Source organism: Algibacter amylolyticus (assembly GCF_014202225.1).
Classification (GTDB): domain Bacteria; phylum Bacteroidota; class Bacteroidia; order Flavobacteriales; family Flavobacteriaceae; genus Algibacter_B; species Algibacter_B amylolyticus.
Map to the genome: position 1 here is coordinate 592,441 of NZ_JACHGE010000002.1, position 25,746 is coordinate 618,186.

Here is a 25,746-nt window from a genome sequence, read left to right on the forward strand (position 1 = left end):
AAAACATGATGTCAAAATCCATTCTTTTCGTTTTTACTTTCAGTTTACTCATGTTTTCCTGCAAGGATAACGATAGTGCTGAATATGGTGATTATAAAAAAGTAATTTCACTAAATGGTACTTGGCAGTTTTTAGCTTCTAATGACGTACAAATTGAAGATCTTATTGAAGCATCGTATTCCGCATGGGATACCTTACAAGTTCCTGGGAATTGGGATACTCGAGATCGCTATTCAGAATATGTTGGTAAGGGCTATTATCAAAGGGAATTTAATGTGCCTGAAAATTGGGATGGCAAACAAATACGCATAAAATTTGATGCTGTTTACGAGCGTTCTAAAGTTTGGTTAAATGGCACTTTACTGGGCGAGCATGTTGGAGGTTACACGCCGTTTGAGTTTAATATTACAGATATTGTAAATTTAGAAGAGAATAATTCCGTACTTGTAGAAGCCGATAACACCTATAAACGTGGCGCTTGGTGGGCTTGGGGTGGTATTAGTAGAAATGTTTCATTAGAAGCTCATGAAGATGTTCGATTAGTATATCAACACATAACCTCTACACCAAACTTTGAAACTAATAAAGTGCAATTTACGGTTAAATATAAAATAGAAAACAATAGTAATAATGCGATAACAACTCAAGTGCAATCTAATATTGTTGACGTTGCAAAGCCGGAAAAAATTTCTGTTAATATAAATGCAGGAGGGACTAAAATTGCTGTTTTAAAATTTACAGAAGAATTATCTAAGGTAAAACTTTGGCATTTTAATACACCAAACCTTTATGAATTTAATAGCACATTATCAATAAACGGAAAGGTTATAGCTGAAAAGACGGATAACATTGGAATTAGAAAATTTGAAGTAAAAGGAGAACAGTTCTATCTAAATAATGAAGCCGTTCGAATGAATGGTGTAAACCGCGTACACGATCATCCAGATTTTGGTAATACTGAGCCTTACCATTTAGTAAAGCAAGATATGCTCGATCTTAAATCTTTAGGATGTAATTTCTCAAGATTAATGCATGCGCCATTATCTAAAAATCTATTAAAATTCTGCGATAGTATTGGGTTTTTAGTTGTTGAAGAAATTCCTGTTTGGGGAGATGATGATGAACAAGCATTTCCTAACAATCCGCTCACAGAAAGATGGATGAAAGAGATGATTGAAAGAGATTTTAATAATCCATCTATAGTAGCTTGGAGTGTAGGGAATGAGTTGAGAAATCCAGGAGAAGATTGGAGTGATAAGGCATTAACCAAAGCGCAATATAGCTACGTAGATTCTATGCTAGATTATGTTGCTACCTTAGACAATACACGTTTAAAAACCTACGTAACTATTACCTCTTACAGAAAAGGTGAGATTGGTACGGAGCCTTATGAGAAGGTCGATTTTATATCAATGAATAGTTATGGTAACGCACCTGTATTAGCTGAAAAAACACATAAGAAATTCCCAGGAAAACCCATTTTTATTTCAGAAATAGGCATTGGACAAATAGGAGCAGCACCGCATGGCAAATTGAGTGATGAGTTGGTAGATTATTTAAAAAAATTGAAAACATATCCATACGTAACAGGAGTTTCGCTATGGAGTTATAACGATTATAGAAGTAATTACAAAGGAACACCGCTTTCTGGTTTTAGAGAATGGGGCATTGTAGATGCGCGTAGAAATAAAAAAGAAGCATACAGTCAATTAAAAGAAATTTATAAATATTGGCAAGAATAGATTAAGATGGAAAGAGTACTGGTGTGTAGGCAGTTTGTTTTTTACCTATGGAAAACGCCTATTAGAGAAGATCAAATTACAAATTCTACTTTCTAGGTGGATTGGTTTCGCTACCATCCCATAAAAAGATGAGTTCAAAATAAACACTATAAAATCAACGATAATGCTATTAAATAAAATTAAAAAAATCACCTTATTGTTTTTGGGGCTATCAGTCATGTCGTGTTCACAAAAAGAATCTAAAGTTGAAACGCCTGCTAAGGTTGAAACTTCAAAAGTATTTCCTTTTAAAATGCCAACAGAGAAACCTAACATACCGTTAAGTGCATCTTCAGAAAGAATGTTCGATTATCCAACACCGCGAGTTCAAGATAATGAGCTTTTTTCTCAATTTAAGTATACACGCTTAAAAGGTTTCGATTATAATAATGGAGACGGAACTATATCGCGTCGCGACCCGTCTAGACCAATTTTTGTAGATGGTAAATATTATGTGTGGTACACAAAACGTAACACTATTGTTCCTCCAATAGGATGGAATCGTGCAGCTGAAGCAACTGATAAAATTCCTTCAACAGATTGGGATTTATGTGATATTTGGTATGCCACAAGTGAAGACGGTATTACTTGGGAAGAACAAGGTGTAGCGGTTTCTAGACCAGAAAAACCAAAATCAGGATGGCGCTCTGTAGCAACGCCAGATATTTTAGTTTGGAAAGGTAAATATTATTTGTATTACCAAGCTTTTGATGAACCTAGCGGACTTAGAGGCGATTTGTGTCCGGTTTCAATTTCTTATGCCGATTCACCTAACGGACCTTGGACGCATGGTGGTGATAAAGTAATTCCTTTTGGAAAAGAAGGGGAATGGGATCACAAAGCAACGCACGATCCACAGCCTTTAGTTCACGATGGTAAAATTTATGTGTATTACAAAGCGGCTTATAATAAATGGCCAGATAACAGAACTAATTATGCAGTTGGACATGGTTTAGCTATAGCCGAAGATCCTCTAGGTCCTTATAGAAAACATGCTTTAAACCCGGTGATGCAATCGGGGCATGAAACCACTTACTGGCCATATAAAGGAGGTATCGCAACTTTAGCCATTAAGGATGGAAATGAACGTGAAACAATACAATATGCAGAAGATGGTGCTAATTTTAAAATAGCATCTAGTGTGTCTTTAACGCCTACGGCAGCGGCACCATTTACCGCAGATGCCTTTACAGATACAAACGATGGTAGAGGTTTTACTTGGGGCTTATCACATTTTGTAAACGCAGGAAAAGGAGATAAAAGGCATTCTATTATTGCACGTTTTGATTGTGATTTAAGTTTAGATTACAACGAGCCTGCTTTTAAAAATACAGGTGTTTGGCACAAACCAGAAGTTTACTTTGCTCAAGGTGTGGGTAGTATTAACAAACATCCGGAGGGACGTGGTGCTAGCAAAAAACACTAAATACTTATAAAAATGAATTCTTTAAAGCATCATATTTTATCTGGTTTATTCATGTGGGTATTAAGTATGCAGGCACAACAAAGGCCAAATATTTTATGGATAAATGCTGATGATTTAGGATTAGAATTAGGGTGTTATGGCAATTTGGATTTAAAAACGCCCAACATCGATCGCTTGGCAAAACAAGGGGTTCTTTATAAAAGAGCCTACGCTACAGCACCTATTTGTTCTGCTAGTCGCTCATCTATGATTACAGGAATGTATCCAACAAGTGTGAATAGTCAGGATCATAGAACTATAAATATGACACCATTACCTGATGGCATAGAGCCGATAACAACCTATTTTAGAAGAGCAGGGTATTTCTGCTCGAATGGAAATTCGCATAATATGTCTAGGGGAGGAAAAGGTGATTTTAATTTTTTAGCTGAAAATATTTTTGATGGAACCGATTGGAGACAACGGAAAGAAGGTCAGCCATTTTTTGCTCAAGTTCAAATTCACGAACCCCATCGAGATTTTGTTAAAGATAAAGAACATCCAATTTCAGCAGATAAAGTTACATTACCTGCTTGTTATCCAAATCACCCACTGCTTCGAGCAGATTGGGCTATGTATTTAGAAAGTGTGCAAGCATGTGATAAACAAGTCGGAATTATTTTAGATCGATTGGAAAAAGATGGATTGGCAGAAAATACAATTGTGTTCTTTTTTGGTGATAATGGTCGTCCACATTTACGCGATAAACAGTTTTTATATGAAGGCGGACTGCAAGTACCATTAATCGTCAGATATCCTGATCATTTTAAGTCAAAAGTAATAGAAAAGGAATTGGTTAGTTTAATTGATGTTTCGGCAACTTCGTTAGAATTGGTGGAAATAAAATTACCTAATTATTTACAAGGCAATATTTTTTTAGGAAAAAAAGCCTCAAAAAGAGAATTTGTTTATGGGTTTAGAGATCGTGCTGGTGATGCCGTCGAAAATATGCGCAGTATTTGTAATGGACGTTACAAACTCATTTGGAACCGCACTCCTGACCGTCCTTGGATGCAATTAAGTAGTTATAAAAAAGCACAGTATCCAGCCTTTTCTTTGTATAATGTTTTGTACAAAAAAGGAGAATTGGCAGCACCATTCAATCAATTTATGGTAGCAACAAAGCCTGAAATTGAATTGTTTGATCTAAAAAAGGATCCTTTGGAGTTTAATAACCTAGCCGATTCTAAAAAATATCAAAAAATAAAAGAGCAATTATTTCAAGAGATTTCGACTCAAATGGTGGCTTTCGAAAAAAATAGGATTCCAGAGGGTGAAAAAACAATAGAAAAAGCCAAAGCTTCTTCTTTAAAGTATTATGTAGAAAAAATAAAAACACACAATCCATTATTTACAGCCGACACTACTGATGAAGAATTGCTGAAAGATTGGGAAAACCGTTTGTTAAAAAAATAAATTCGATATGAAATATATTAGTGTATTGGTTCTATTTGGTGCTTCATATATTGTAGACGAAAATGGTGTTTTACAGTCTTTTAATGTTCAGATTCCTTTAAAGTGAAACTTTAATTTTTTTTAAAACTAAAATTCTAACTTATATGTAGTTAATGACCATTTGTTGTTGTTTTAAAGATATTTAAGCTGTTTTAGTCTCTTATTGAAGGTTAATTTCGAAAACTAAACCAAAATTTATAGATCATGTTTAAATCAAAAATCATTTATATACCTTTTTTATCAATAATTTTTTTACTAATTGCTTGTAGCGGGGATGGTGAAGAAAATGACACGGTTAGTCCAACGCTATCCTGTCCAGAAGCTATGAATGTAAGTGTAGATACTTTTTCTAATGGAGCAGTAGTAACTTTTACAAGTCCAGTTGGAACAGATAATGTAGCGGGATCAGTTACAACACAAACAGGTGGATTAGGCTCTGGAAAGGTATTTCCAATAGGAACAACTACTAATACCTTTACAACACGTGATGCAGCTGGAAATACTTCCACATGTAGTTTTAATGTAATAGTAACTAGAAAAGCACCATCAGAGGATCTTCCTTATTTTGTGATTGAAAACCCAACTCCATCAGGAAAAAAATGGGCTAAAATTGAAAACCTTTCTGATGAGTTTAATCAAACTGATGGAATTGATAGAACAAAATGGTATACAAAACCTGATATTGCTTCAGCTGGATGGTTTTGGACAGGTAGACCACCAGGATTATTTATAGAAGAATCGATAACTGTAGCTGACGGAAAATTGAAAATTGAAGCTAATAAATTACCTACTACCAAAATAATAAATGGCAAAAGTTATGATTATTCAGGAGGGATTGTAAGATCCATAAATCAATGTAAAGTAGGGTATTATTACGAAAGTAAAATGAAGGCAAACAAGACCTTTATGTCTTCGACTTTTTGGATGATGACAGAAGAGAATGCTTGTCCAAAAAGATTGGAATTGGATATTCAAGAATGTGTTGGGGAACTAACGCCAGGGGCTGATGCATGGGCGGTAAGTGGCAAATTTGATCAAATATTTCATTCAAATGCTTTTCATAGAACAAGTTGTGCCAACACTGTTGAAACAAGAAAGCAAGGGTCTGTCATTACTGATGTAAAAAACTGGAGTGAGTATATGGTTTATGGTTTTTGGTGGAAATCTGAAACGGAACTTTGGTTTTATTTAAACGGTAAATTAGCATACAAAATCACAAATCCCACAACAACTTTTGATCTCCCGATGTATTACAACCTAGCTGTTGAAACTTATGATTGGAATCCGCCTCACGCTGATGGAAAAGGCATGGAGAAATTTACGAAGGAAGAACGTTCAACACAATACGAATGGATTAGAACTTGGAAATTAGATGATAAATAAAATTAGGTAACGTTATAAATAACCGATACCTATTTTTAGATTGAAATAGTTAAAAAGACACTTGCAAATACTTTTTTGCAAGTGTTTTTTATTTTATAGGGTATCTTTTTAAATCAGATATCCTATAGTTTACATAATAGTATTATATAATTTTTACAGACGATTCTCTTATGTTTAATGTTCCATTTAGAATAATGGTTTGTGGTAAGTAAGCGTGTGGGTTTTCTATTTGATCGAGTAACATTTTTGCAGCCTCAACTCCAATATCATGGGTTGGTTGCATCACCGAGGTTAGCGGTGGATTTATAAGTCCGGCTAATTTACTTTCTGTAAAACCAACAAAAGCAATATCTGTTGGTATTTTATATCCATTTTCTTTAAATACCATCATAGCACCAATAGCAGGAGGATCGCAAGACGCAAAAATAGCGTTCGGAATTTGATTGTTCTTAATCATTAATTCTGCTGTCGCTTTACCAGATTCAATAGTAAATCCAGATTTTATAAAGTGATTTGATGTGAGCTCTATTTTATATTTTTTGTGAGCATCAATAAAACCTCTTTTTCGTTCTTTTGATAATGTAAGAGACTCCAAACCTTCTAAATGTACAATGTTCTTGTAACCTTGTGTTATTAAGTGCTCAGTTGCAAATAAGGCCCATTTGTAATCGTTGAAGAGTATTTTAGAAGATTTCAATTTGGAATTTACGCGATTAAAAAATACTATCGGAAATCCTTTATCTATTAAAGTTTGGTAATAATCTGTGTTTTTGGACTCACTGGATAGTGAAATAATTAAACCATCGACCATATTATCAACTAATGTTTTTACATTTTTTATTTCAGACTCGTAACTTTCATTGGACTGCGTAATTAAAACTTGATAACCTTTCTCGAACAATATTTCTTGAGCTCCAATAATAACTTCTGGAAAAAATCCATTGATAAATTCCGGAACTACAATACCAATATTAAAAGATCTTTTTTGTGTTAACTTTTTCGCCATAGGGTTTGGGTGGTATCCCATTTCTGTGGCGGTTTTTAAAATTAATTCTTTGGTTTCTTTCTTAATATCATACTTATCATTAAAAGCACGTGAAATGGTAGAAACAGCTAAGTTTAATCTTTTAGCAACATCTTTTATAGTAACATAATCCATAGAGAAACTTTAATTAATTATGTCAAACCATGTTTCTAATTCAGTAATAGGTAGAAAACATTAAATTGATAATAATCATTTTTTAAATATACATATAAATCAATTATTATCATTTTTTCAATTGAATTCTCGAAACTCAATTAATCATTTTTCTTAAGTTTTATTTTGGGCTTTTCTTACTAGAAAGACTTGTAAAAAGCACAGCATGCATCATTAAAAAGGTCGCTACTTCATTCAAATACTCCTTTTATTTAAGGGAATTAATATTTTACGGAAACGCTTCCGAAAAAAGAAAACGGTTTCGGTAACGTTTCCGGTTGGTTCATTTTATATTTCACCGCTTATTGATTGATGTTATAGATATATTTAACTAGTAACATATTAAATCAACTAAAATGAAAATAGTACACTTTACAATTACTTTATTAATACTAGTTTTTGGGCTTTTTATTCAAAGTTGTGGTTCTTCCAATGATTCTATTGAAGAGGATATTCAAAAAGAAGAACCTGAAAATGAAGATCCAAAAGAAGAAACCATTACTTGCAATGGTCAAAGGTACAGCACTGTTTTGCCAAGCCCAACGGAACAATTTGATATCTCGAAATGGAATTTGATATGGGAGGATGAATTTGATTATGACGATTCTAAATTGGAAGATAATTGGGCATCTCAAAATAACTCAAGCGGTCATATTCTTTGTAGCCGTTGGAGAGAAAATGCTGTTGTAAAAGATGGCGTTATAGAGTTACAAGCACGAAAAGAACAACGCGGTGGACAAGATTGGACTTGTGGTAATATTTGGACTAAAGAAACTTTTGGCTATGGCTATTTTGAAGCTAAATATAAATATGCTGGTGCAAGCGGAACAAACAATTCGTTTTGGTTGTTTTCAAAATTAAAAGGCACAGGCAACAATAGTGAAGGTGTTACCTGTGAGCTAGATGTTAATGAAGGACATTTTCCTAACGAGGTCAATACCAATCGTCACCATTGGGAAGGTGGTACAAGTATAGACAATAGTCAACAAGCATATGCCGAAGGATTATCTCCAGGATATGCGCATACTTTAGAGGAGGCTGTAAAAACGAAACACATTCGTTTTTCATCTCATAATGCAAATCATTTTCATATTAGAGAGTTTCGTATTTACGAGGCAAGTTCTAACTGCAATTACCCAGAAGATATACTATCGAATAATGCCGATAATTCGGTTGCTGGGTTAAACAATCTTTCAAAGGATAGTCAAGTTACTATTACATCTAGTGGTGTTTTAAATGATACTTATAATGTTAATGCTATTGCAGATGGCAGTACAGCTACTAGTTGGGTTTCTCAGAAAGAAGGTGAAAAATGGTTGGAATTTGAGTGGCCTTCAGAACAAAATATAGGGCACATTCAGTTTATAAACGGTTGGCAAAGCGGAACCAACTGGAATACCTTAATTTCAGATTATAAAATTGAAGCATTTGTAAACAATCAATGGGTTGAAGTTGGAAGTTATGATGTGAAAGATGAATATGATTTTTCTACGGATTATCATAAATATGGAATGGATTGGAGTGCTAGCGGTATTAAGTTTTATTTTGATGATAAATTAATTCGTACCATACCAAATAACCTTTGTGACGAAGAGTTAAATATCTATTTAAGTTTGGCTATATTAGAACATGCCGGAGAAGTAACAGATGCCGCTGATGGAACAAGTATGAAAATAGATTACGTTAGATATTACAAAGAAAAATAATTTTAACAATTTTGCTTTAAGTAAAACAAACATCATAATTATGAATAAATTAATAGTTGTAATTACTTTTATTTTGTTGGGTTCTAATGTATTTGCTCAAGAATCAGAAAATGGCTTCGATTACACAAAATGGGAATTAAAATGGGAGGATGAATTTGATTATGACGATTCTAAATTAGAAGATAATTGGGCATCTCAAAATAGCTCAAGCGGTCATATTCTTTGCAGCCGTTGGAGAGAAAATGCAGTAGTTAGAGATGGCGTATTGCATTTAGATATTAAAAAGGAAAAAAGAGGAGGTCAAGATTGGACAGCCGGAAGTATTTGGACGCGTAAGCAGTTTAAATATGGATATTTTGAATGCCGATATAAATATGCCGGAGGAGAAGCAACTAATAACTCCTTTTGGTTGATGACAAGAGGAGGTGAACCTGCTGAAGGTAAAAAGTTTGAAATTGATATAAATGAAGGTCATTACCCTAACGAAGTAAGTACAAATATTCATAACTGGTCGGATTTCACATTATTACCTAACGGTAAAAAATCGCATCCAAGTTATAATGAAATGTTCTTTTTTGGAACCAAACCCGATTATTCTATTCAATTAGAAATTCCTGTTAAAACAGAAAAAATACGTTTTACTTCTAAAAACAGCTCTAGGTTTAATTTAGGAGAATTTAGAGTTTACGGTGTAAATGAATCTGGAGAATACCCAACCGTATTATCCGAAACAGCAGATAGCGATATTGAGGGGTTAGTAAACTATGCACGAGCTAAAAATGTACGAATTACTTCTAGTGGTTCTTATGAAGATAACGCATCAGAAAATAAGTTAGTAGACGGTAACCCGTTTACCTCATGGAGTACGCAACAAGAAGGTGGAAAATGGGTAGAGTTTACTTGGCAGCAACCCATAACAGTAGGTTGTATTCAGTTTACAAATGGATGGAGAGATAAAAATAAAACTTGGCATAGTTTAGTTAGTAATTACAAAGTTCAATATTTAAAAGGTGGAGAATGGAGAGATATTTCTGTTTTAGATGCGAGTAAAGAAAATGATTTTTCTGAAGAATATCATACCTATGGTTTGGAATGGAATGAAAATGAGTTAGTGTTCTATTTTGATGGAAAAGAACTAAGAAGAACAAAAAACGAATTTTGTTATAGTGAAGCACCTATCTTTTTAAGTTTAGCTTTAATTAAATGGCACGGCGTATTAAAAGATGATTTGGATGGTAAAAGTATGAAAGTTGATTATGTTAGATATTACCAGAAAAAATAATGCTCAAAACATATAAAATAATACCGGTAAGTAATATTACTGTATGTTTTACTTGGGTTTAAGAAGGGAACATCCCATTTAGTAAATGTTGGGTGAACTAAAAATGATTAATATTTAGACCATATGTTCTGTTGGTAAAAACATATCTGTTTAAAAATTGAAAAACTTAAGGGTAGTTTTATTGAAATAATTTTTCAATAAATATGAAAAGAAATTTCACATTAATAACTGCCCTTTTATTTGGGAGCATAGTAGGTTTTTCTCAACAAAAAAAGACTGAAAGTTCTACTGCTTTTTTCAAGAAAATTAAAACTGAAAAAGTAATTTCAGACCCATCTGTTGTTTGGAAAAACTTCGGACCAGGAATGTCTGGCTATAACGAAGAGTTTTGGTGCCATCCTACAGATCCAAACGTTATGTTTATGGGGCCAGATATGCATGTTAGCTATGGCACTTGGGATAATGGGAAGTCTTGGCATACCATAAAAGATTCTGATGGTCTTGGTTTAGATATGGAGCGTGTTCTCGATATTACATTTTCTGAACAAAATCCCGATTTTGGAGTCGCTATAGAGCGTGCCGGTGGTGTGTATACCTCAAATGATAGAGGTAGAACCTGGAATTTAATTTACGATATTCCTAGAACTAGCGGAAAGCATGTAAGTAATGCGCATACTCAAGTAGCTATTAATCCTGAAAATGATAAAGAATGGTTAATAGGGGCAGGCGATTTTTGGAATGTAAAAGATAATCACAGAAGTTTAGCTCAACCACATGGAAATATTCATGAAAGAGCAAGCTATGGCTATATTTTAAAAACGAAAAATGGAGGGAAATCATGGTCTAAAATTGCAACAGATATTTCTGGAAATTTAGATGTGGCTAGAATTATTTATCATCCTAAAAAGCCTTCAACTATTTTTATAGCAAGTAATTATGGTTTTTTTGTAAGTGAAAATGCAGGAGATGATTGGAAAGCAGCGAACAAGGGACTACCAAATAACTTACCTCGCGATTTAACATCATATTACAACCCTAAAACAGGCGATTTCGAATTGTTTTTAATAGAACAAACGGTTTATAAAAAATCAGGAAATACAACAACATCTAAAGGAGGTGTTTATAAAAGTATAGATGAAGGAAAATCTTGGACAAACATTACCGGAAACATAGCTATTGATTTAAATGAGATTAGTTTTTCTTCAGAGATAGATAGGTATTACAACACTATTGGTTATTGGTTTGGACAAACTAAACAACAAATTAAAGCAGAGCTAAAAGAATTACCTACAGAAGCGTTACCGGTTTTTAATAGGTTGGTGGTAAATCCGTTAAATAAAGATGAAATTTATGTTGCTTTTAATAAAAAACACGATAAAAGTTTTGGAGCAGGAGATCTTTGGAAAACAGACAACGGTGGTAAAACATGGATTGTTTGTGCTAGAAACGGTATGTACTGGAAAGCTAAAAAAGATAAAGCCTATTGGGCAAGTAGAAATAACCCAATAGGAGATAATATTGAATTTGCACACTTGCAAGTCAATATGGATAACGGATCAGAACGTTCCGGAAATCGTATGTTGGCTATTAATGTAAAAGGAGAAGTATTTATTGGTATAGATCAACAAACTTTAAAATCTAAAGATCATGGTAAAACTTGGCAACAAGTAGACGATTTTGAAACCTCGCCAGGAAGCAACAAATGGATTGGTAGAGGCGATAGTGATTTACCTGGGAGATACATGTTACACGAAACAGGAATTAAAGGAAGACGCTTATTAGCTAGTGGAGAGCATGGTTTGTGGCAAACAACAGATTTAGATGGTTGGCCAGATAAACAAGCTGTGGCTGTAGAACAAATAGATGGGCAAGTGCACGACCATAGTGGAATGCATGGGCAACATTCAACTTCCACTATGGCAGTTCACCCTAACGATCCAAATACAATTTATTCTTTGGCTTGGAGACAAGAGCACAGAGGAAAATTACGTAGAACGCAAGATGGAGGAAAAACTTGGGAAAATATAGCGACTATCTTAGAAGCAGACAATCCGTCTTATAGAGGTTTGGTAACTCAATATTCTTTAAAAATTGATCCTAAAGAACCCAAAAACATGTATTTCTGTACAGTGTTTAAACCTATTGCAGAGGTAGGAAACGGAATGGCAAAACTAACCAAAGGAGGATTAGGTTTTTATCGTTCCTTTGATGGAGGGTATACATGGGAATTAAGCATTAAAGGTTTTCATAAAGGAGCAAGTGTAAGAAGAATTAAGCTAGATCCTGAAAACCCAAATATTATTTATGCTGCTTTAAATGATAGTAATGGAGGTTTATATAAATCTACAAATAAAGGAACGTCTTGGGAAAAAATGCGTATTCCATCACAAATTAAAGCTGTAAACAATGTGTTTATAGATAGAAATAGTCAGAACTTATACATAGCAACGGGCAGACGTACTGGAACCTATGAAGAAGGAGGCGTTTGGAGAAGTAAAAACAACGGCAAATCTTGGGAACAAATTTTTAAAGCGCCTTTTGTATGGCAAGTAGAAACTTCTCCATTAGATGAAAAATTAATTGTAATTAGTGTGGCTGGACAAGCAGGACATATGTGTAAAGAGTTTATGAATCCAGGGATTTATCTGTCTCAAGATGGAGCAAAAAGCTGGACAAAAATTAACAATGGCCTTGGGCAACCTAATAAAATGGTAGATGTAAAACCAGATCCGTATAATAAAAATGTACTGTGGAGTGCGGCATGGGGATCAGGTTGGTTTATTACTTACTTAAACGGATCGACAGAAGGTTGGTCCAAATAAAAAATCTTTCAAACTCATATATACAGCAAGGTTTTTTTAGTGTTTTAGATAAAAAAAACGCTAAAAAAACCATTTGTTATTGTCTTTTACACAAGTGAATAATGAAAGAATATGGTTTCTGCGACCTTTGTATATGTATTTATAAATTAATCAAATGAGACTTATTAAGCGCCCTTCGTTATTCTTATTCATTCTAGTATTTTGTGTTTCAAATTACATAAATAGCCAGAATAGAGAACCTTTTAAAGAAAATTGGAAATCAATAGAAGCAGTAAATCAAGCACCAGATTGGTTCAAAGATGCCAAATTTGGAATCTATGCACATTGGGGACCTGTATCATCTGCTTTTGAAGGTGCCGATCCAGATAAATGGTATGCAGGTTGGCATGGGATGAAAATGTATGTAGATGGCAAGATTGTGCCTCAGCCTAATGGAAAACCTTCTAATAATTTCGTACATCATTCAAAGAAATATGGACATCCAAAAGATTTTGGTTACAAACACATTATAGAACAATTTGAAACTACTGGTTTTGATGCTAAAAAATGGGCAGATTTGTTTGCGAAATCAGGCGCTAAATTTGCTGGTCCAGTAGCCATGCATCACGATAATTTTGCAATGTGGGATAGTAAAGCAACACGTTGGAATTCTATGAATTACGGAGGTATTGATCCTTCGGCGGCGTTAAAAAAAGAAATTGAAGCCAAAGGTCTAAAATTTATGGGATCTTTCCATCACGCATTTACATGGAAATACTTTGCGCCGGCTCATGCACACGGCGGTATTGATCCAAAAGATTATGATTTATATACAAATCCACATGCATTAGATTCTGATACTCCAGATGCTCAGTTTTATGAAGATTGGTGGGCGAAGTTAAAGGAGTTTATTGATGTTTATCAGCCCGATTTAATTTGGTTTGATTGGTGGTTAGAAAACATGACGGAGGAATCTCGTCTTAAATTCTTAGCTTATTACTACAACAAAGGTTTAGAATGGAATAAAGATGTTGCTGTTTGTTATAAAGAAACCACATTTACAGAAACTACAGCAATAAAAGATTACGAACGCGGGCGTCCAAATCAGCCAAAAGAAAACCCATGGTTAACAGATACATCGCCCGGAGCATGGTTTTATCGCCCTGGAGCTCAGTTTAAATCTCCAAACGAATTGGTAGATATATTGGTAGATATTGTTTCTAAAAACGGTTTAATGCTGTTAAATGTACCACCAAATCCTGATGGATCTATTCCTCAGGTTATGGAAGATTTACTTATAGATATGGGAGCTTGGTTAAATATAAATGGAGATGCTATCTATGGCACACGCCCTTGGATTGTTTTTGGTGAAGGCCCAACACGTTTACCAGAAGGAGGACATAAAGTAGAAGACAAGGTTAAAATAGCTTACAAGAATACCGACATTCGATTTACTAAAAAATCGGATAAAGAATTCTTTGCTATCGTAATGGATAAGCCAGAAAACGAGATTGTAATAAAAACATTAAGCACTGAAATTGGAGCATTAAATTCTCGAATTTTAAAAATAGAATTGCTAGGTAGTAATGAAACTATTAAATGGGAAAGAACTAAAAAAGGACTTGTTATTCAATCTCCCAAAGCATTCCCAACAGATTATGCTCATGCTTTTAGAATTGTTTTAGAAGGTTACACCGAAAATAATATTGGTGGTGATGTTGGTGCTCACGAAGATTAAAGTATTATAGTTTGTTTAATAAATAAATTTTAACCGACATATTTTGAATAAAAACACTCTAAAAACAAAGTTTATATAATGAAATTTAAAAAGATAAGTAAATTACTGTGTGTTGTGTTTTTGGTGACGTTTAAATATGTAAATGCACAGCAAGCAGAACAACCAAAACCAAATATTTTATGGGTATTAACAGACGATCAGCGTTATGATGCTATTCGCGCTTTTAATAAAATTCTAGATGGTCGAGAAATGAGTGCATTGGGTTACGTAGAATCTCCAAACATAGATAAATTAACTAAAGAAGGAACTACGTTTATCAATACCTATTGTCAGGCAACAGGTTGTGCACCTTCGCGAGCCTCAATGATGACGGGACGTTATCCTTTCAGGTCTGGAGTTTATGAGTTTGAATATCATAATAATCAAGCAGAACATTCTAAACCTAGCTTGCCAGAACAAATGGCCGATTTAGGGTATGAGACTTTGCATATTGGTAAACTTGGTTTTCGTTTAAAAACAACGAAAAATGGAAAATTAAAATCTGCGGAAGTGTTCCAAAAAAATATTGATTTTAAGCAATTAAGGCGGGATGGTTTAACGGATTGGGGAAAAGATTGGTTTTACGAATTAGATGGAAAGAAATTTGATAAACCAATCAAGAATTTAGAGTTTTTTGTAACTCCTGATGGTAAATTTGAATACGTTATACCAAAAGATTTAGAAAGCAAGTTTACCAAGTATAAAGGTACAGCTACTACATCTGTTGCAAAGTATGATTTATTTAGAAAATATAGTAAAAAGGAACCAAAGTCTGATTACAGCGGGATTATCTTAGCAGGTGTTAGTAGTCGAAAAGCAGGAAAAACAAGAGATGGTTACTATGCTTCAATATTTGAAGATTATCTAAAAAATGAAAATCAAGAATTCACTGTAGGTTCTAGAACCTTTAAAGGTGTAAATACAGAGAAGCCGTTGTTTTGCCATATCGGATTCGATTTTCCTCACACGCCGGTATTGCCTCCTGCAAGTTATAGAAATCGTTTTCAAAAATATACTTATAAGGTTCCTACTTTTAATAAGAAGGAATTAGAAAACATGCCTAAGCAATTAAAAAAACAAATTAATAATGCGTATTCAGATGACTTTACAGATGAAGAAAAGCAAAAAATGATTCAAGATTATTATGCTTTTTGTGCTTATGGCGATGCTTTAATAGGAGAAGCTACAGATGCTTTTATCAAATATAGTGAAGCAAAAAAGCAACCTTGGGTCATTGTTTACGTTTGCGGAGATCATGGTTGGAAGTTGAACGATCACGGATCTGTTTCTAAGTTTTCATCATGGGAAATTGATAGTCATAATCCAATAGTAGTGGTATCGTCAGATAAAAAAGCATTTCCAGCAGGAAAGGTGGTAAGAGATTTTACTGAGTTTGTTGATATTGCTCCAACCATTTTAGCAGCATCGGGTGCTAAATTAGAAGATGAAAAATTTAATTATTTAGATGGTTTGGATATGGCTAAAATAGCATCAGAATCTATTCCGTCAAGAGATTATATTGTAGGCGAAAGTCATGCGGTTACAGGTCCTAGAGCTTTTATTCGAACCAAAGAATATGTGTTTTCAATGCAAACGCGTCCTGATAAAAAACGTGGCGAAAATATGGATTGGGCATTACATGCGAGTTATAAAGACTTAGATCCTGCATTGTATGATATGAAAAACGATCCGAATGAAATCAACAATTTAGCCTTTGATAAAAAGTATGCAACCATTGCAGAAAAAATGAAAGAGAAGTTGATAAACGTTGTTTTAGGAGACAATAGAGTTGAAGTAAAATGGGGGAAACGTGGTGATGGAACGGAGTTGTTTCGCAGCAATTTTGCTCCTGGAGCTCATGATTACAATCTAAAATTATAACATAAAACGAATAAAGAATGAAAAAGAATATTCTGTTTTATATTTGTTTTTTTCTCGCGTTAAGTTTGGTTAAAGCACAAAAATCTACCGAAATATCTAACGTTAAAAAAAACAATGCAATCTGTTTTGCTTTGTACACGGTACATGAGCAAACTTTAAAGCTAACGGCACAATTTTACCCAGTTAAAGATTACAATCCGTTTACGGCTTTATTACAAATTAAGAATAATAATAAATGGGAAGATGTTCAGGAAGCGAGAATTCAATATCCTGGTTATACAGTTCATTTCAGAATAGATAATTGGGATGATACTCAAGAAAAAGAATACCGAGTAGCTTATAAAAATCAATTTTTTTATGATGGTATAATACGCAAAAATCCAAAAGATAAAGAAGAACTTATTATGGCGGCGTTTTCTTGTTGGTCCATTTATAAGAGACATGGCGGACAAGGACCTGCAGATGATATTCTTAATAATTTAAATACCCTAAAGCCTGATGTGCTCTTTTTTGCAGGAGACCAATCTTACGATCATAGTGACCATTACGGATATTGGTTAAAATTTGGAGAAGTTTTTGGAGATATTATTAGAAATACACCAACCATTGTTATACCAGACGATCATGATATAGGGCAAGGTAATTTATGGGGAGATGGCGGCAGAAAGTCACCGAATCGAGATGGAAACCTTGGAGGTTATTATATGCCTGTGGAATATATTAAAGAGGTGGAGCGTGCACAAACAAGTCATTTACCCGATCCTTTTGATCCTACACCAGTAGAACAAGGCATTGGAGTGTATTATACAGATTATAATTGGGGCGGTATAAGTTTTGCGATTTTAGAAGATAGAAAGTTTAAATCCGGTCCTAAACGTGTTTTAGAGAAAGGACGTTTTGAAGACACTCGCGAAATGGATGTACAAGGAGCAACTTTGTTAGGAAACCGACAATTAGATTTTTTAGAAGCTTGGACTACCGATTGGAAAGATGCCGAAATGAAAGCCGTTTTATCTCAAACCATTTTTGCTAACGTAACTACACATTCGCCAACATTGCAAAAAAAGCAACGGTATAGTGTAGATTCTAATGGTTGGCCTCAAGCAGGTAGAAACAAAGCATTGTCTGTTATTCGAAAAAGTTTTTCATGCATGATTGCTGGCGATCAACATTTGGGTTCGGTATTGCATCATGGAATTGAAGATTGGAATAATGCAGGATATTCTTTTGCAGTGCCTGCAGCTTCAAACTTTTGGATGCGTTGGTTTAAACCCGATGCTCCAGGTAAAAATCATGTAAAAGGAAGGCCTAATTATACCGGCGAGTATTTGGATGCTTTTCACAATAAAATAACAGTACACGCAATAGCTAATCCAACACATGAGGATAATACAGCAAAAGAAAACCTATTAAATGGCAGGGCTTCAGGATATGGTATTATTCGTTTTAATAAAGCGTCTCGCCAAACTACTTATGAGTGTTGGGCAAGAAATGTAGATATGTTTGCACCTAATGCAAAGCCTTATGATGGATGGCCGGTAACCTTCAATCAACAAGATAATTTTTTAATTAAAAATGGTTTCGAATTACCTGAGTTACAATTGAACAAAACGAATCAAGTTGTTACCATTAGAAATCAATACACCAAAGCCGTAGTGTCTTCTTTAAGAATAAAAGGAAATACTTATAAACCAAAGGTTTTACAATCAAACATGTATGCTATTGAAGTAGGTGAAGGAGCTAATGTAAAACACCTTTTTGATATTGAAGCCATCAAGAAAAACAATAAAACAATCAAAATAGATTTATAAAATAACACTGCTATGAAAAAATATATAGGCTTACTCTTAATATTTGCGAGTATATGCCATGTAAGTGCACAATCCGGACCACCAGAACCACCAATAGGGAAGCGTTGGGTAATTAACCCTAGTTTTTCAGATGAATTTAATGGTGAGACTTTAGATTCAGATAAATGGTACGATTATCATCCTTCATGGAAAGGTAGAGAACCAGGTATATTTTTGCCTTCACAGGTATCCGTGAAAAATGGTTTTTTGCAAATTAAAGGAGAGAAGTTAGAAAAAGATACCATTGTAAAAGCCTATGGTAGAGAGCTAAAATTTAATATTGCTGGAGGTGCAGTCGTTTCAAAAAAAACGGCATTTCTTGGGTATTATGAGTGTCGTGCAAAGGCGGCTGCAACTACCATGTCTACTACATTTTGGTTTTCGACCATAGGTGCTGAAGATGGCCCGAATGGATGCGATAAATATGGTCAAGAATGGGATATACAAGAATGTATTGGTAGAAGCGGTGATTTTGCAGGTAGTTTTTTTTCTAATGGCATGAATTCTAATGGTCACTTTTGGTACACAGACTGCGATAAGAAAAGGCACGATTTAAGAGCGCCGGCTGTAAAGTTTGTTAATAAAGAGTTAGCCTCAAAAGATTTTCATGTGTATGGTGGTTGGTGGCGAGATGAAAAAACAGCAACACTTTATTATGATGATAGAGCTCCTAAGCACATGAAGTTTTATGATGAGATAGTTGACAAGCCTTTTAACAGACCTATGTATATGCGATTGGTATCTGAAACGTATCCGTTTCCTTGGATAGAATTACCAACAGATGAAGAATTATCAGACCCTAGTAAAAACACAGTGTATTATGATTGGGTAAGAGGTTATGATATGGTTGATGTTGATGCTAAAGATATCGATCAGTCTTATGAGAAGGGTTTAAATTTATATAATGAAAGCATCATTTTTTCGGAAGTAGAAACCTTAATGGAAGTGACTGACGGGTTGAAAATTCCTTTAAGTTTTAAGGCAAATGAACACAGAAAAATTTATATAAAAATTTCTGAAACTACAGATAAACTAAAAGAAAAGTGGAATAAAAAAGTTTTTGAAAAAACAATTGATGTGTATCCAGGTTATGGACATATGGAGGTTATATTCAATGTAGATAAAAAAATGTCTAAATCTGCAACTTATGTTGTAGAAGCATTAATTAGAGATATTAACGAGGAAAATAAATCTAAAGGAGCCTTAGATACAAGCACTTTATTTTTTACAATCCGTTAATATTTTTAGTAATGAATAATTATAAAATGGGAAGAAAAGCAATGAGAAGACTAGGATTATTATTGACGTTATTAGTATGGTGCAATAGTTTTTATGCACAAGAACGAACTCAAGATTTTAATTTTAATTGGAAGTTCACATTAGTTGAAGATACTAAAACTCCAACAAATTTACCTTTAGATGATACTAAATGGAGAGATGTGCGCTTGCCACACGATTGGAGTGTAGAAGCATCGTTTAGTGAAGATTTAGATGGTGCTACGGGATATTTACCGGGAGGTGTTGGCATATATCAAAAACATTTTGATACACCTGCTAATGCGACTTCAAAAAACGTATTTGTATTGTTTGATGGTGTTTATAATAATGCAACCTTTTGGCTAAATGGTAAATTATTAGGCGAAAATCCATATGGTTATTCACCAACTTATTTCGATTTAACAGAAGTTTTAAAGACAGACGGCACTAAAAATATATTAACCGTACATGTAGATCATTCTCGTTATGTGGACAGCCGTTGGTATACAGGAAGTGGTATTTACAGACATGTAAAGTTAATAACGGTAGATAAATTACATATTCCTATTTGGGGAACTTTTGTAACTACACCCGAAGTTAGTACAGAAGTTGCAACGGTTCAAATACAGACCAAAATTAAAAATGGTTATAGTAAAAATCAGAATATCACGTTAATCACAAAAATTATTGATAACCAAGGTAAAACGGTTACCCTTCAAGAGAAAGAAACAAAAATAGGTTCAGGTAAAGAAATAGAGGTTTTACAAAGTTTACAAGTCGCAAATCCTAAGTTATGGGATACAGAGCATCCTAATTTATATAAAGTAATAACCAACGTATCTGTAAAAGGAAAAGTGATAGATACCTACACAACGCCTTTTGGAATAAGGAGTTTATTATTCGATAAAGACAAAGGATTCTTCCTAAACGGTAAACCAACTTATGTAAAAGGTGTTTGTTTGCATCATGATGCTGGTTTGGTTGGTGCTGCTGTTCCTAAAGGTGTTTGGGAAAGAAGATTACAAATCTTGAAAGAAGGTGGTGTAAATGCTATCCGTACCTCTCACAATCCTTTTTCAGAAGAATTCTTAGATCTTTGTGATGAGATGGGATTCTTGGTTCAAAACGAAATTTTTGATGAAATGGATAACCCTAAAGATAAGCAGCACAACATGAATGAAAAAAGTGTGCAGTACATTACAAGAGGTTACACTGAACATTTTCAAAAATGGGGAGAAAGCGATTTAAAGAGAACCATGTTAAGAGATAGAAACCATCCTTCTGTATTTCAATGGAGTATTGGTAATGAGATTGAATGGACTTATGAGGGCTATAAGCACGTAAGTGGTTTATGGGATCCCGAAGTAAAAGGTGGGTATTGGAATAAAATTCCGTATCTAACTAAAGAAGAAATGAAAGCGCGTTACAATGCGTTGCCAGACAGAAAATTTAAATTAGCCGAAACCGCAAAGCGATTATCTAAGTGGGTTAAAGAAATGGACCAAACACGTCCTGTAACCGCTAATTTAATTATACCCGTAGCAAGTTTAGCTTCTGGTTATGCCGATGCTTTAGATGTGGTTGGGTTTAGTTATCAAACCAATCAGTACCATTGGAGTAAGAAAAACTATCCGAATAAATTATTTACCGGTACAGAGAACTCAGGCGGTTGGCAAGATTGGAATTCTATTATAGAAAACCCGATGGTGTTTAGTATGTTTATGTGGACAGGTATCGATTACATGGGCGAGGCTACAAATAAATGGCCTCAAAAAGGATGGGATGGCGATTTATTAGACTTTGCAGGTTTTAAGAAGCAAGGTTGGTATTATTTTAAAAGTATTTGGGTGAATAAACCACATGTGTCTATTGGCACAACACCTTTAGAAGGTTCTGGTTTTGAAAGCGATTCTTTAAGTGGAAAAGCTGTAGCATCTTCTAAAAAAGTATTGAATTGGAATAATAGTAAAGCCAACATGCATTGGAATTATAAACCAGGAGAGTTAGTGGTGGTTGAAGTTCCAACAAATAACCATGTAGTAGAATTGTTTTTAAATAATCGTTCATTGGGAAGTAGAAGTTTAAGTGATAATCCTGATAGAATTTTACGTTGGGTAGTTCCTTTTGAAGCTGGTACATTAACAGCACGTGCAGGTTTTGAAGGACAAGAGGTTGAGTCTGTATTAAAAACGACATCTGCTGCTGTGGCCATTAAATTATCTGTAGATAAGACCACTTTAAATTCCGATGGGTATGATGTAGCTCACATCATTGCTCAATTAGTGGATAAAGACGGGTTAGAAGTAAAAACTGAAAATACAGAATTAACTTTCAATGTAGATGGTAATGTTAAAGTTTTGGGTGTTGATAATGGCTCAAAGGATAATATTCAAGATTTTCAATCGAATAAAATCATAACTTCCAAAGGAAAAGCATTATTGTTAGTACAGGCTTTAAAAGATAAAAAAGGAAAGATTAATATAAAAGCTAAAGCATCAAATCTTAAAAGTAATTTGGTGGTAATTCAAGTTGAATAATTAATCTAATTTATGCTCCTGAAGGTTTTCAAGCTTTCAGGAGCATTAAAAATTAAGTATTAATATTATTGAAAAATAACAAGGACTTTTTAATATGTTCTTGCCAATAAGTCCATTCATGAGCTCCTTCAAATTCCTCATAGACATGAGGGATTTTTTGTGCTATTAATTGGTTGTTAAGTTTTCTGTTATGTTCAATTAAGAGGTCGTTTTTTCCACAATCAAATCGGGTAGGCGGCAAGTTGTTTTTATTACTTAGCATCATATCAAAAACAGAAGTTTCTGTTTGTCCGTTTTCGGTGTAAAGGGCTTCATCTTCTTCCACAAATAAATGCATTTGTGTAATATCAGTTATGGAAGAATGTCCGGAAATAGCACTATAAGTTTCGGGATGTTTTGCTCCTAAACGTAAAGCGCCATAGCCACCCATAGATAACCCTGAGATGAACAAATTAGATTTAGTACTCGTACAATCAATATTTTCAATAATAGCGTTATTTACATCTTCAACAATCCAGTTTTCAAAGTTTTTACTATTGTGTGGTAAATATGCAGAACCATCGCCCCATAAGCCATCCGAAGGCATAGCAATAACCATAGGCTTTAAGATACCAAGTTCCATCATTTTTAATGCCGTAAAATGAACACCAGCTTTGTGCGCCCAAATCCAAGCACTTCCATAAACACCATGCAATAATGTTACAATAGGAATATCGTTAAGATTCTTCATTGGTGGTACAAATACACAAATATCGCCACGACCTTTTAAATTAGGCGTTTTTACTGTTATAAACCGAAGATTATTACTTTCAAATTCTGGATTTGATAGTTCTGTTGTTCTAAATTTTGATTCCATACTGCTTGCTTAGTTTACAATAACTGCTGTATTTGTGCCTTCTAACTCACCTGAAACTGTTTTTAATACAATGGCTCCTTTTGATTTGGATTGTACATAAATAACAGCTTGTCCGTTAAAAAAATCTCTAGTAGGTTTCGATAGGTTTTGTACATTGGTTGGATCGCCATTTCCTGATGCTAAAAATTGAGCGGCACCACTAACTTCAATACTCATGGTTTTGTTGTAATGTGGGTTTAAATTTCCGTCTTTGTCTACCACAGAAACCACGTACACGGCAACTTCACCATCGTTTATTTTTTGTACTTCATTTTTAATATGAATATGATGAGGTTTGCCAGGAGTAACTCGTTTAGTTTCTGCTACTTTCTTACCTTTTTTGTTATATCCAACAACTTTAACTTCACCAGGCTCGTAAACAACATGCTCCCAAACCATAGCATAGGCTTTTAACTGAGCCATAGTTGTACCACCCGAAGCTTCTTTTTTTATGTCTTTAGCTAGAAATTCTGGTACAAGTGGTTTTTCCTTCGTTTTAATACCATAACTTTTGCCGTTTACAAACAGTTCAGCTTTGTCGTAAGTGGTATAGCAAACCACAGGGATTTCTTTACCTGCCATTTCAGGGAGTGACCAATGCGGGAAGACATGTAAAACTTCAGCATCTTCATTCCATTCGCTTTTGTATAAATAGAATTTGTCTTTTTCTAAACCTACCATATCAACAGGAGCAAAGTAAGAACTTCTTGATTTTGCTGTGTGGTATGGAGATGGTTCACCTAAATAATCGTAACCCGTCCAAATAAAATCACCGTAAACAAAATCGTTATATTCTTGTGAGGCTAATTCTTTGTATGGTGCATAACCCCAAGGTACATTGGTGTTTTCATAGTTTCCAGGTTGACCATCGGCATATAATTCTGTATTTACAGAGGTCCCTCTTTTATTTTGTAGCGTATCAAAAACAACAGGAAATTTATAGGAGTTTCTAGTACTTAACGCACCTCCTGTTTCACTTGCATAAAACTTTAAATTTGGATAATGTTCTCTTATTTTATGATAAATCCCTGGTTTATAATTAAATCCAGCCACATCAACTGTAGCTGCCATACCACTTTCTAAAGCATTATTAGCGGAGTTAAAGCCAGCGGTAGTAGCACGAGTGCTATCTAGTGTTTTTACAATATCATTTAGGTAAGCAGTAATGTTATTAGGGTCATGTTTGTATTGCTCCATAATTTCATTTCCAATACTCCACATAATGATACTTGGGTGATTTCTATCTCTTAAAATCATGTCGCTAAGATCTTTTTTAGCCCATAAATCGAACTGTTTAGAGTAACCGTTTAAAACCTTGCCTAATTGCCATTCATCAAAAGCCTCATCAATGGCTAGAATACCCATTTCATCACAAATATCTAAAGCTTCAGGTGCTGGCGGATTGTGAGAAAATCGAATAGCATTTACGCCCATATCTTTCATCTTTTTCATTTGACGAACAAAAAGTTCCTTATGAAAAGCCGCACCAACAGGCCCGAAATCATGATGCATATTCACGCCTTTAAAACGTGTTTTTTTATCGTTTAAATAAAAGCCGTCTAGTTCAAAACGAATACTTCTAATTCCGAAATTAGTAATATAAGAATCAACTAGGTTTCCATTTTTTAAAATTGACGTTTTTAATTTATAAAGATGAGGTGTTTTAATATCCCAAAGTTGCGGTTTTGTAACTTTAAAATCTTCAGATAGTTTCTCTTCGCCATTTAAAGAAATAGATTTTGAACTTTGTGTAATTTGTTTTCCGTTTGGATCGATAATTTCATTTAACAGCGTGTAATCACCTTCACCTAAAACTTCTAAATCTAAATGTACTAAGGCCTGTTTTTTAGTGATTTGAGGTGTGCTAACAAAGGTTCCCCATGTTTTAATATGGGTTTTATTCATTTTAGTAATCGATACTTTTCTGTACAAACCAGCACCAGGATACCAACGCGATTGGCTATTGAAGTTTTCTAACCTAACAGCAATGGTGTTATCTCCGGGTTTTAAGAATTTAGTAATATCAAAGTAGAAAGAAATATAACCAAATGGGCGCTCACCAACATATGTGCCGTTTACGTAAACCTTAGTATTACTCATGGCTCCATCGAACATCAATTGAACTTTTTCTTCTAAATCGGCTGCCGAAATAGTATGTTTTGTTCTATACCATCCAATACCGACATAAGGTAAAGCACCTGTTCTTCCTGTTCTATATTTTGGCTTGGTTTCACCATCTTGAATCACCATGGTTAGTTGGATATCATGGGTGAAGTTAAAATCTTCTTTTACTGCCCAATCATTAGGTACGGTAACGTTTTCCCATTCCGCATCATCAAAATTTTCTTGAAAAGCCGCTCCATAATCGTAATTAGAAAACTTCCAGTCTTTTAGAATTTCAACGGTTCTACTTTGAGCCGTTAACAAGTTAATGGTACAAATTAAGATTATGATTGATGCGTATTTTTTCATTTTGTA

General features: G+C 34.3%; 15 protein-coding genes. 12 read left to right on the plus strand and 3 right to left on the minus strand.

The annotated features are described in order from the left end of the window. Positions 1–5 precede the first annotated feature (5 nt). The 4 genes from HNQ90_RS07405 (at position 6) to HNQ90_RS07420 (ending at position 6,084) form a co-directional block, all read left to right on the plus strand. Positions 6–1,742: a glycoside hydrolase family 2 protein gene (locus HNQ90_RS07405; RefSeq protein WP_144117247.1), complete on the plus strand. Its 1,737-nt coding sequence runs from the start codon at positions 6–8 to the stop codon at positions 1,740–1,742. Positions 1,743–1,905: 163 nt separating this feature from the next. Then, the gene (locus HNQ90_RS07410; protein ID WP_144117249.1) at positions 1,906–3,207 is read left to right on the plus strand and encodes a glycoside hydrolase family 117 protein; all 1,302 of its coding nucleotides are present in this window, start codon (positions 1,906–1,908) and stop codon (positions 3,205–3,207) included. Positions 3,208–3,219: 12 nt separating this feature from the next. Next, positions 3,220–4,662, plus strand: coding sequence for a sulfatase family protein (locus HNQ90_RS07415; RefSeq protein WP_144117251.1), 1,443 nt, complete (start codon positions 3,220–3,222; stop codon positions 4,660–4,662). A 243-nt stretch (positions 4,663–4,905) separates the two neighbouring features. Further along, complete coding sequence (locus tag HNQ90_RS07420) at positions 4,906–6,084, plus strand: HYR domain-containing protein (RefSeq protein ID WP_144117253.1); 1,179 nt, start codon at positions 4,906–4,908, stop codon at positions 6,082–6,084. Between the two features lie 142 nt (positions 6,085–6,226). Here the strand turns inward: HNQ90_RS07420 and HNQ90_RS07425 are convergent, their stop codons facing one another. Beyond that, a complete protein-coding gene (locus tag HNQ90_RS07425; protein ID WP_042504606.1) occupies positions 6,227–7,243 on the minus strand; it encodes a LacI family DNA-binding transcriptional regulator in 1,017 nt (338 codons plus the stop codon). 395 nt (positions 7,244–7,638) lie between these two features. Between HNQ90_RS07425 and HNQ90_RS07430 the strand changes: the two genes are divergently transcribed. From HNQ90_RS07430 to HNQ90_RS07465, 8 genes are all read left to right on the plus strand, one after another. After that, positions 7,639–8,988: a family 16 glycosylhydrolase gene (locus HNQ90_RS07430; protein ID WP_144117255.1), complete on the plus strand. Its 1,350-nt coding sequence runs from the start codon at positions 7,639–7,641 to the stop codon at positions 8,986–8,988. Between the two features lie 40 nt (positions 8,989–9,028). Beyond that, complete coding sequence (locus HNQ90_RS07435; protein ID WP_144117257.1) at positions 9,029–10,270, plus strand: family 16 glycosylhydrolase; 1,242 nt, start codon at positions 9,029–9,031, stop codon at positions 10,268–10,270. Positions 10,271–10,473: 203 nt separating this feature from the next. Continuing rightward, on the plus strand, positions 10,474–13,092 hold the full coding sequence (locus tag HNQ90_RS07440; protein WP_144117258.1) for a WD40/YVTN/BNR-like repeat-containing protein: 2,619 nt from the start codon (positions 10,474–10,476) through the stop codon (positions 13,090–13,092). A gap of 154 nt (positions 13,093–13,246) precedes the next feature. Beyond that, positions 13,247–14,809 carry an alpha-L-fucosidase gene (locus HNQ90_RS07445; RefSeq protein ID WP_144117260.1) on the plus strand — a complete coding sequence of 521 codons (1,563 nt, stop codon included), beginning with the start codon at positions 13,247–13,249 and terminating at the stop codon, positions 14,807–14,809. Positions 14,810–14,887: 78 nt separating this feature from the next. Next, entirely contained in the window at positions 14,888–16,729 is a 1,842-nt protein-coding gene (locus HNQ90_RS07450; RefSeq protein ID WP_144117262.1) for a sulfatase-like hydrolase/transferase, read from the plus strand. Between the two features lie 17 nt (positions 16,730–16,746). Continuing rightward, positions 16,747–18,540, plus strand: coding sequence for a metallophosphoesterase family protein (locus tag HNQ90_RS07455; RefSeq protein ID WP_144117264.1), 1,794 nt, complete (start codon positions 16,747–16,749; stop codon positions 18,538–18,540). Positions 18,541–18,552: 12 nt separating this feature from the next. Beyond that, a complete protein-coding gene (locus HNQ90_RS07460; RefSeq protein ID WP_144117266.1) occupies positions 18,553–19,818 on the plus strand; it encodes a family 16 glycosylhydrolase in 1,266 nt (421 codons plus the stop codon). Between the two features lie 11 nt (positions 19,819–19,829). Then, on the plus strand, positions 19,830–22,373 hold the full coding sequence (locus HNQ90_RS07465) for a glycoside hydrolase family 2 TIM barrel-domain containing protein (RefSeq protein WP_241678386.1): 2,544 nt from the start codon (positions 19,830–19,832) through the stop codon (positions 22,371–22,373). Between the two features lie 52 nt (positions 22,374–22,425). On the opposite strand, the gene HNQ90_RS07470 is transcribed toward HNQ90_RS07465, so the two are convergent. Further along, positions 22,426–23,229: an alpha/beta hydrolase gene (locus tag HNQ90_RS07470; RefSeq protein WP_144117268.1), complete on the minus strand. Its 804-nt coding sequence runs from the start codon at positions 23,227–23,229 to the stop codon at positions 22,426–22,428. 9 nt (positions 23,230–23,238) lie between these two features. Next, positions 23,239–25,740, minus strand: coding sequence for a glycoside hydrolase family 2 TIM barrel-domain containing protein (locus HNQ90_RS07475; RefSeq protein ID WP_144117270.1), 2,502 nt, complete (start codon positions 25,738–25,740; stop codon positions 23,239–23,241). Positions 25,741–25,746 lie beyond the last annotated feature (6 nt).

Coding starts and splice junctions, on each gene's coding strand:
- HNQ90_RS07440 (WP_144117258.1), top strand. CDS start 10,474: ATGAAAAGAAATTTCACATTAATAACTGCCCTTTTATTTGGGAGCATA.
- HNQ90_RS07405 (WP_144117247.1), top strand. CDS start 6: ATGATGTCAAAATCCATTCTTTTCGTTTTTACTTTCAGTTTACTCATG.
- HNQ90_RS07435 (WP_144117257.1), top strand. CDS start 9,029: ATGAATAAATTAATAGTTGTAATTACTTTTATTTTGTTGGGTTCTAAT.
- HNQ90_RS07455 (WP_144117264.1), top strand. CDS start 16,747: ATGAAAAAGAATATTCTGTTTTATATTTGTTTTTTTCTCGCGTTAAGT.
- HNQ90_RS07465 (WP_241678386.1), top strand. CDS start 19,830: ATGAATAATTATAAAATGGGAAGAAAAGCAATGAGAAGACTAGGATTA.
- HNQ90_RS07420 (WP_144117253.1), top strand. CDS start 4,906: ATGTTTAAATCAAAAATCATTTATATACCTTTTTTATCAATAATTTTT.
- HNQ90_RS07450 (WP_144117262.1), top strand. CDS start 14,888: ATGAAATTTAAAAAGATAAGTAAATTACTGTGTGTTGTGTTTTTGGTG.
- HNQ90_RS07475 (WP_144117270.1), bottom strand. CDS start 25,740: ATGAAAAAATACGCATCAATCATAATCTTAATTTGTACCATTAACTTG.
- HNQ90_RS07430 (WP_144117255.1), top strand. CDS start 7,639: ATGAAAATAGTACACTTTACAATTACTTTATTAATACTAGTTTTTGGG.
- HNQ90_RS07410 (WP_144117249.1), top strand. CDS start 1,906: ATGCTATTAAATAAAATTAAAAAAATCACCTTATTGTTTTTGGGGCTA.
- HNQ90_RS07415 (WP_144117251.1), top strand. CDS start 3,220: ATGAATTCTTTAAAGCATCATATTTTATCTGGTTTATTCATGTGGGTA.
- HNQ90_RS07445 (WP_144117260.1), top strand. CDS start 13,247: ATGAGACTTATTAAGCGCCCTTCGTTATTCTTATTCATTCTAGTATTT.
- HNQ90_RS07460 (WP_144117266.1), top strand. CDS start 18,553: ATGAAAAAATATATAGGCTTACTCTTAATATTTGCGAGTATATGCCAT.
- HNQ90_RS07425 (WP_042504606.1), bottom strand. CDS start 7,243: ATGGATTATGTTACTATAAAAGATGTTGCTAAAAGATTAAACTTAGCT.
- HNQ90_RS07470 (WP_144117268.1), bottom strand. CDS start 23,229: ATGGAATCAAAATTTAGAACAACAGAACTATCAAATCCAGAATTTGAA.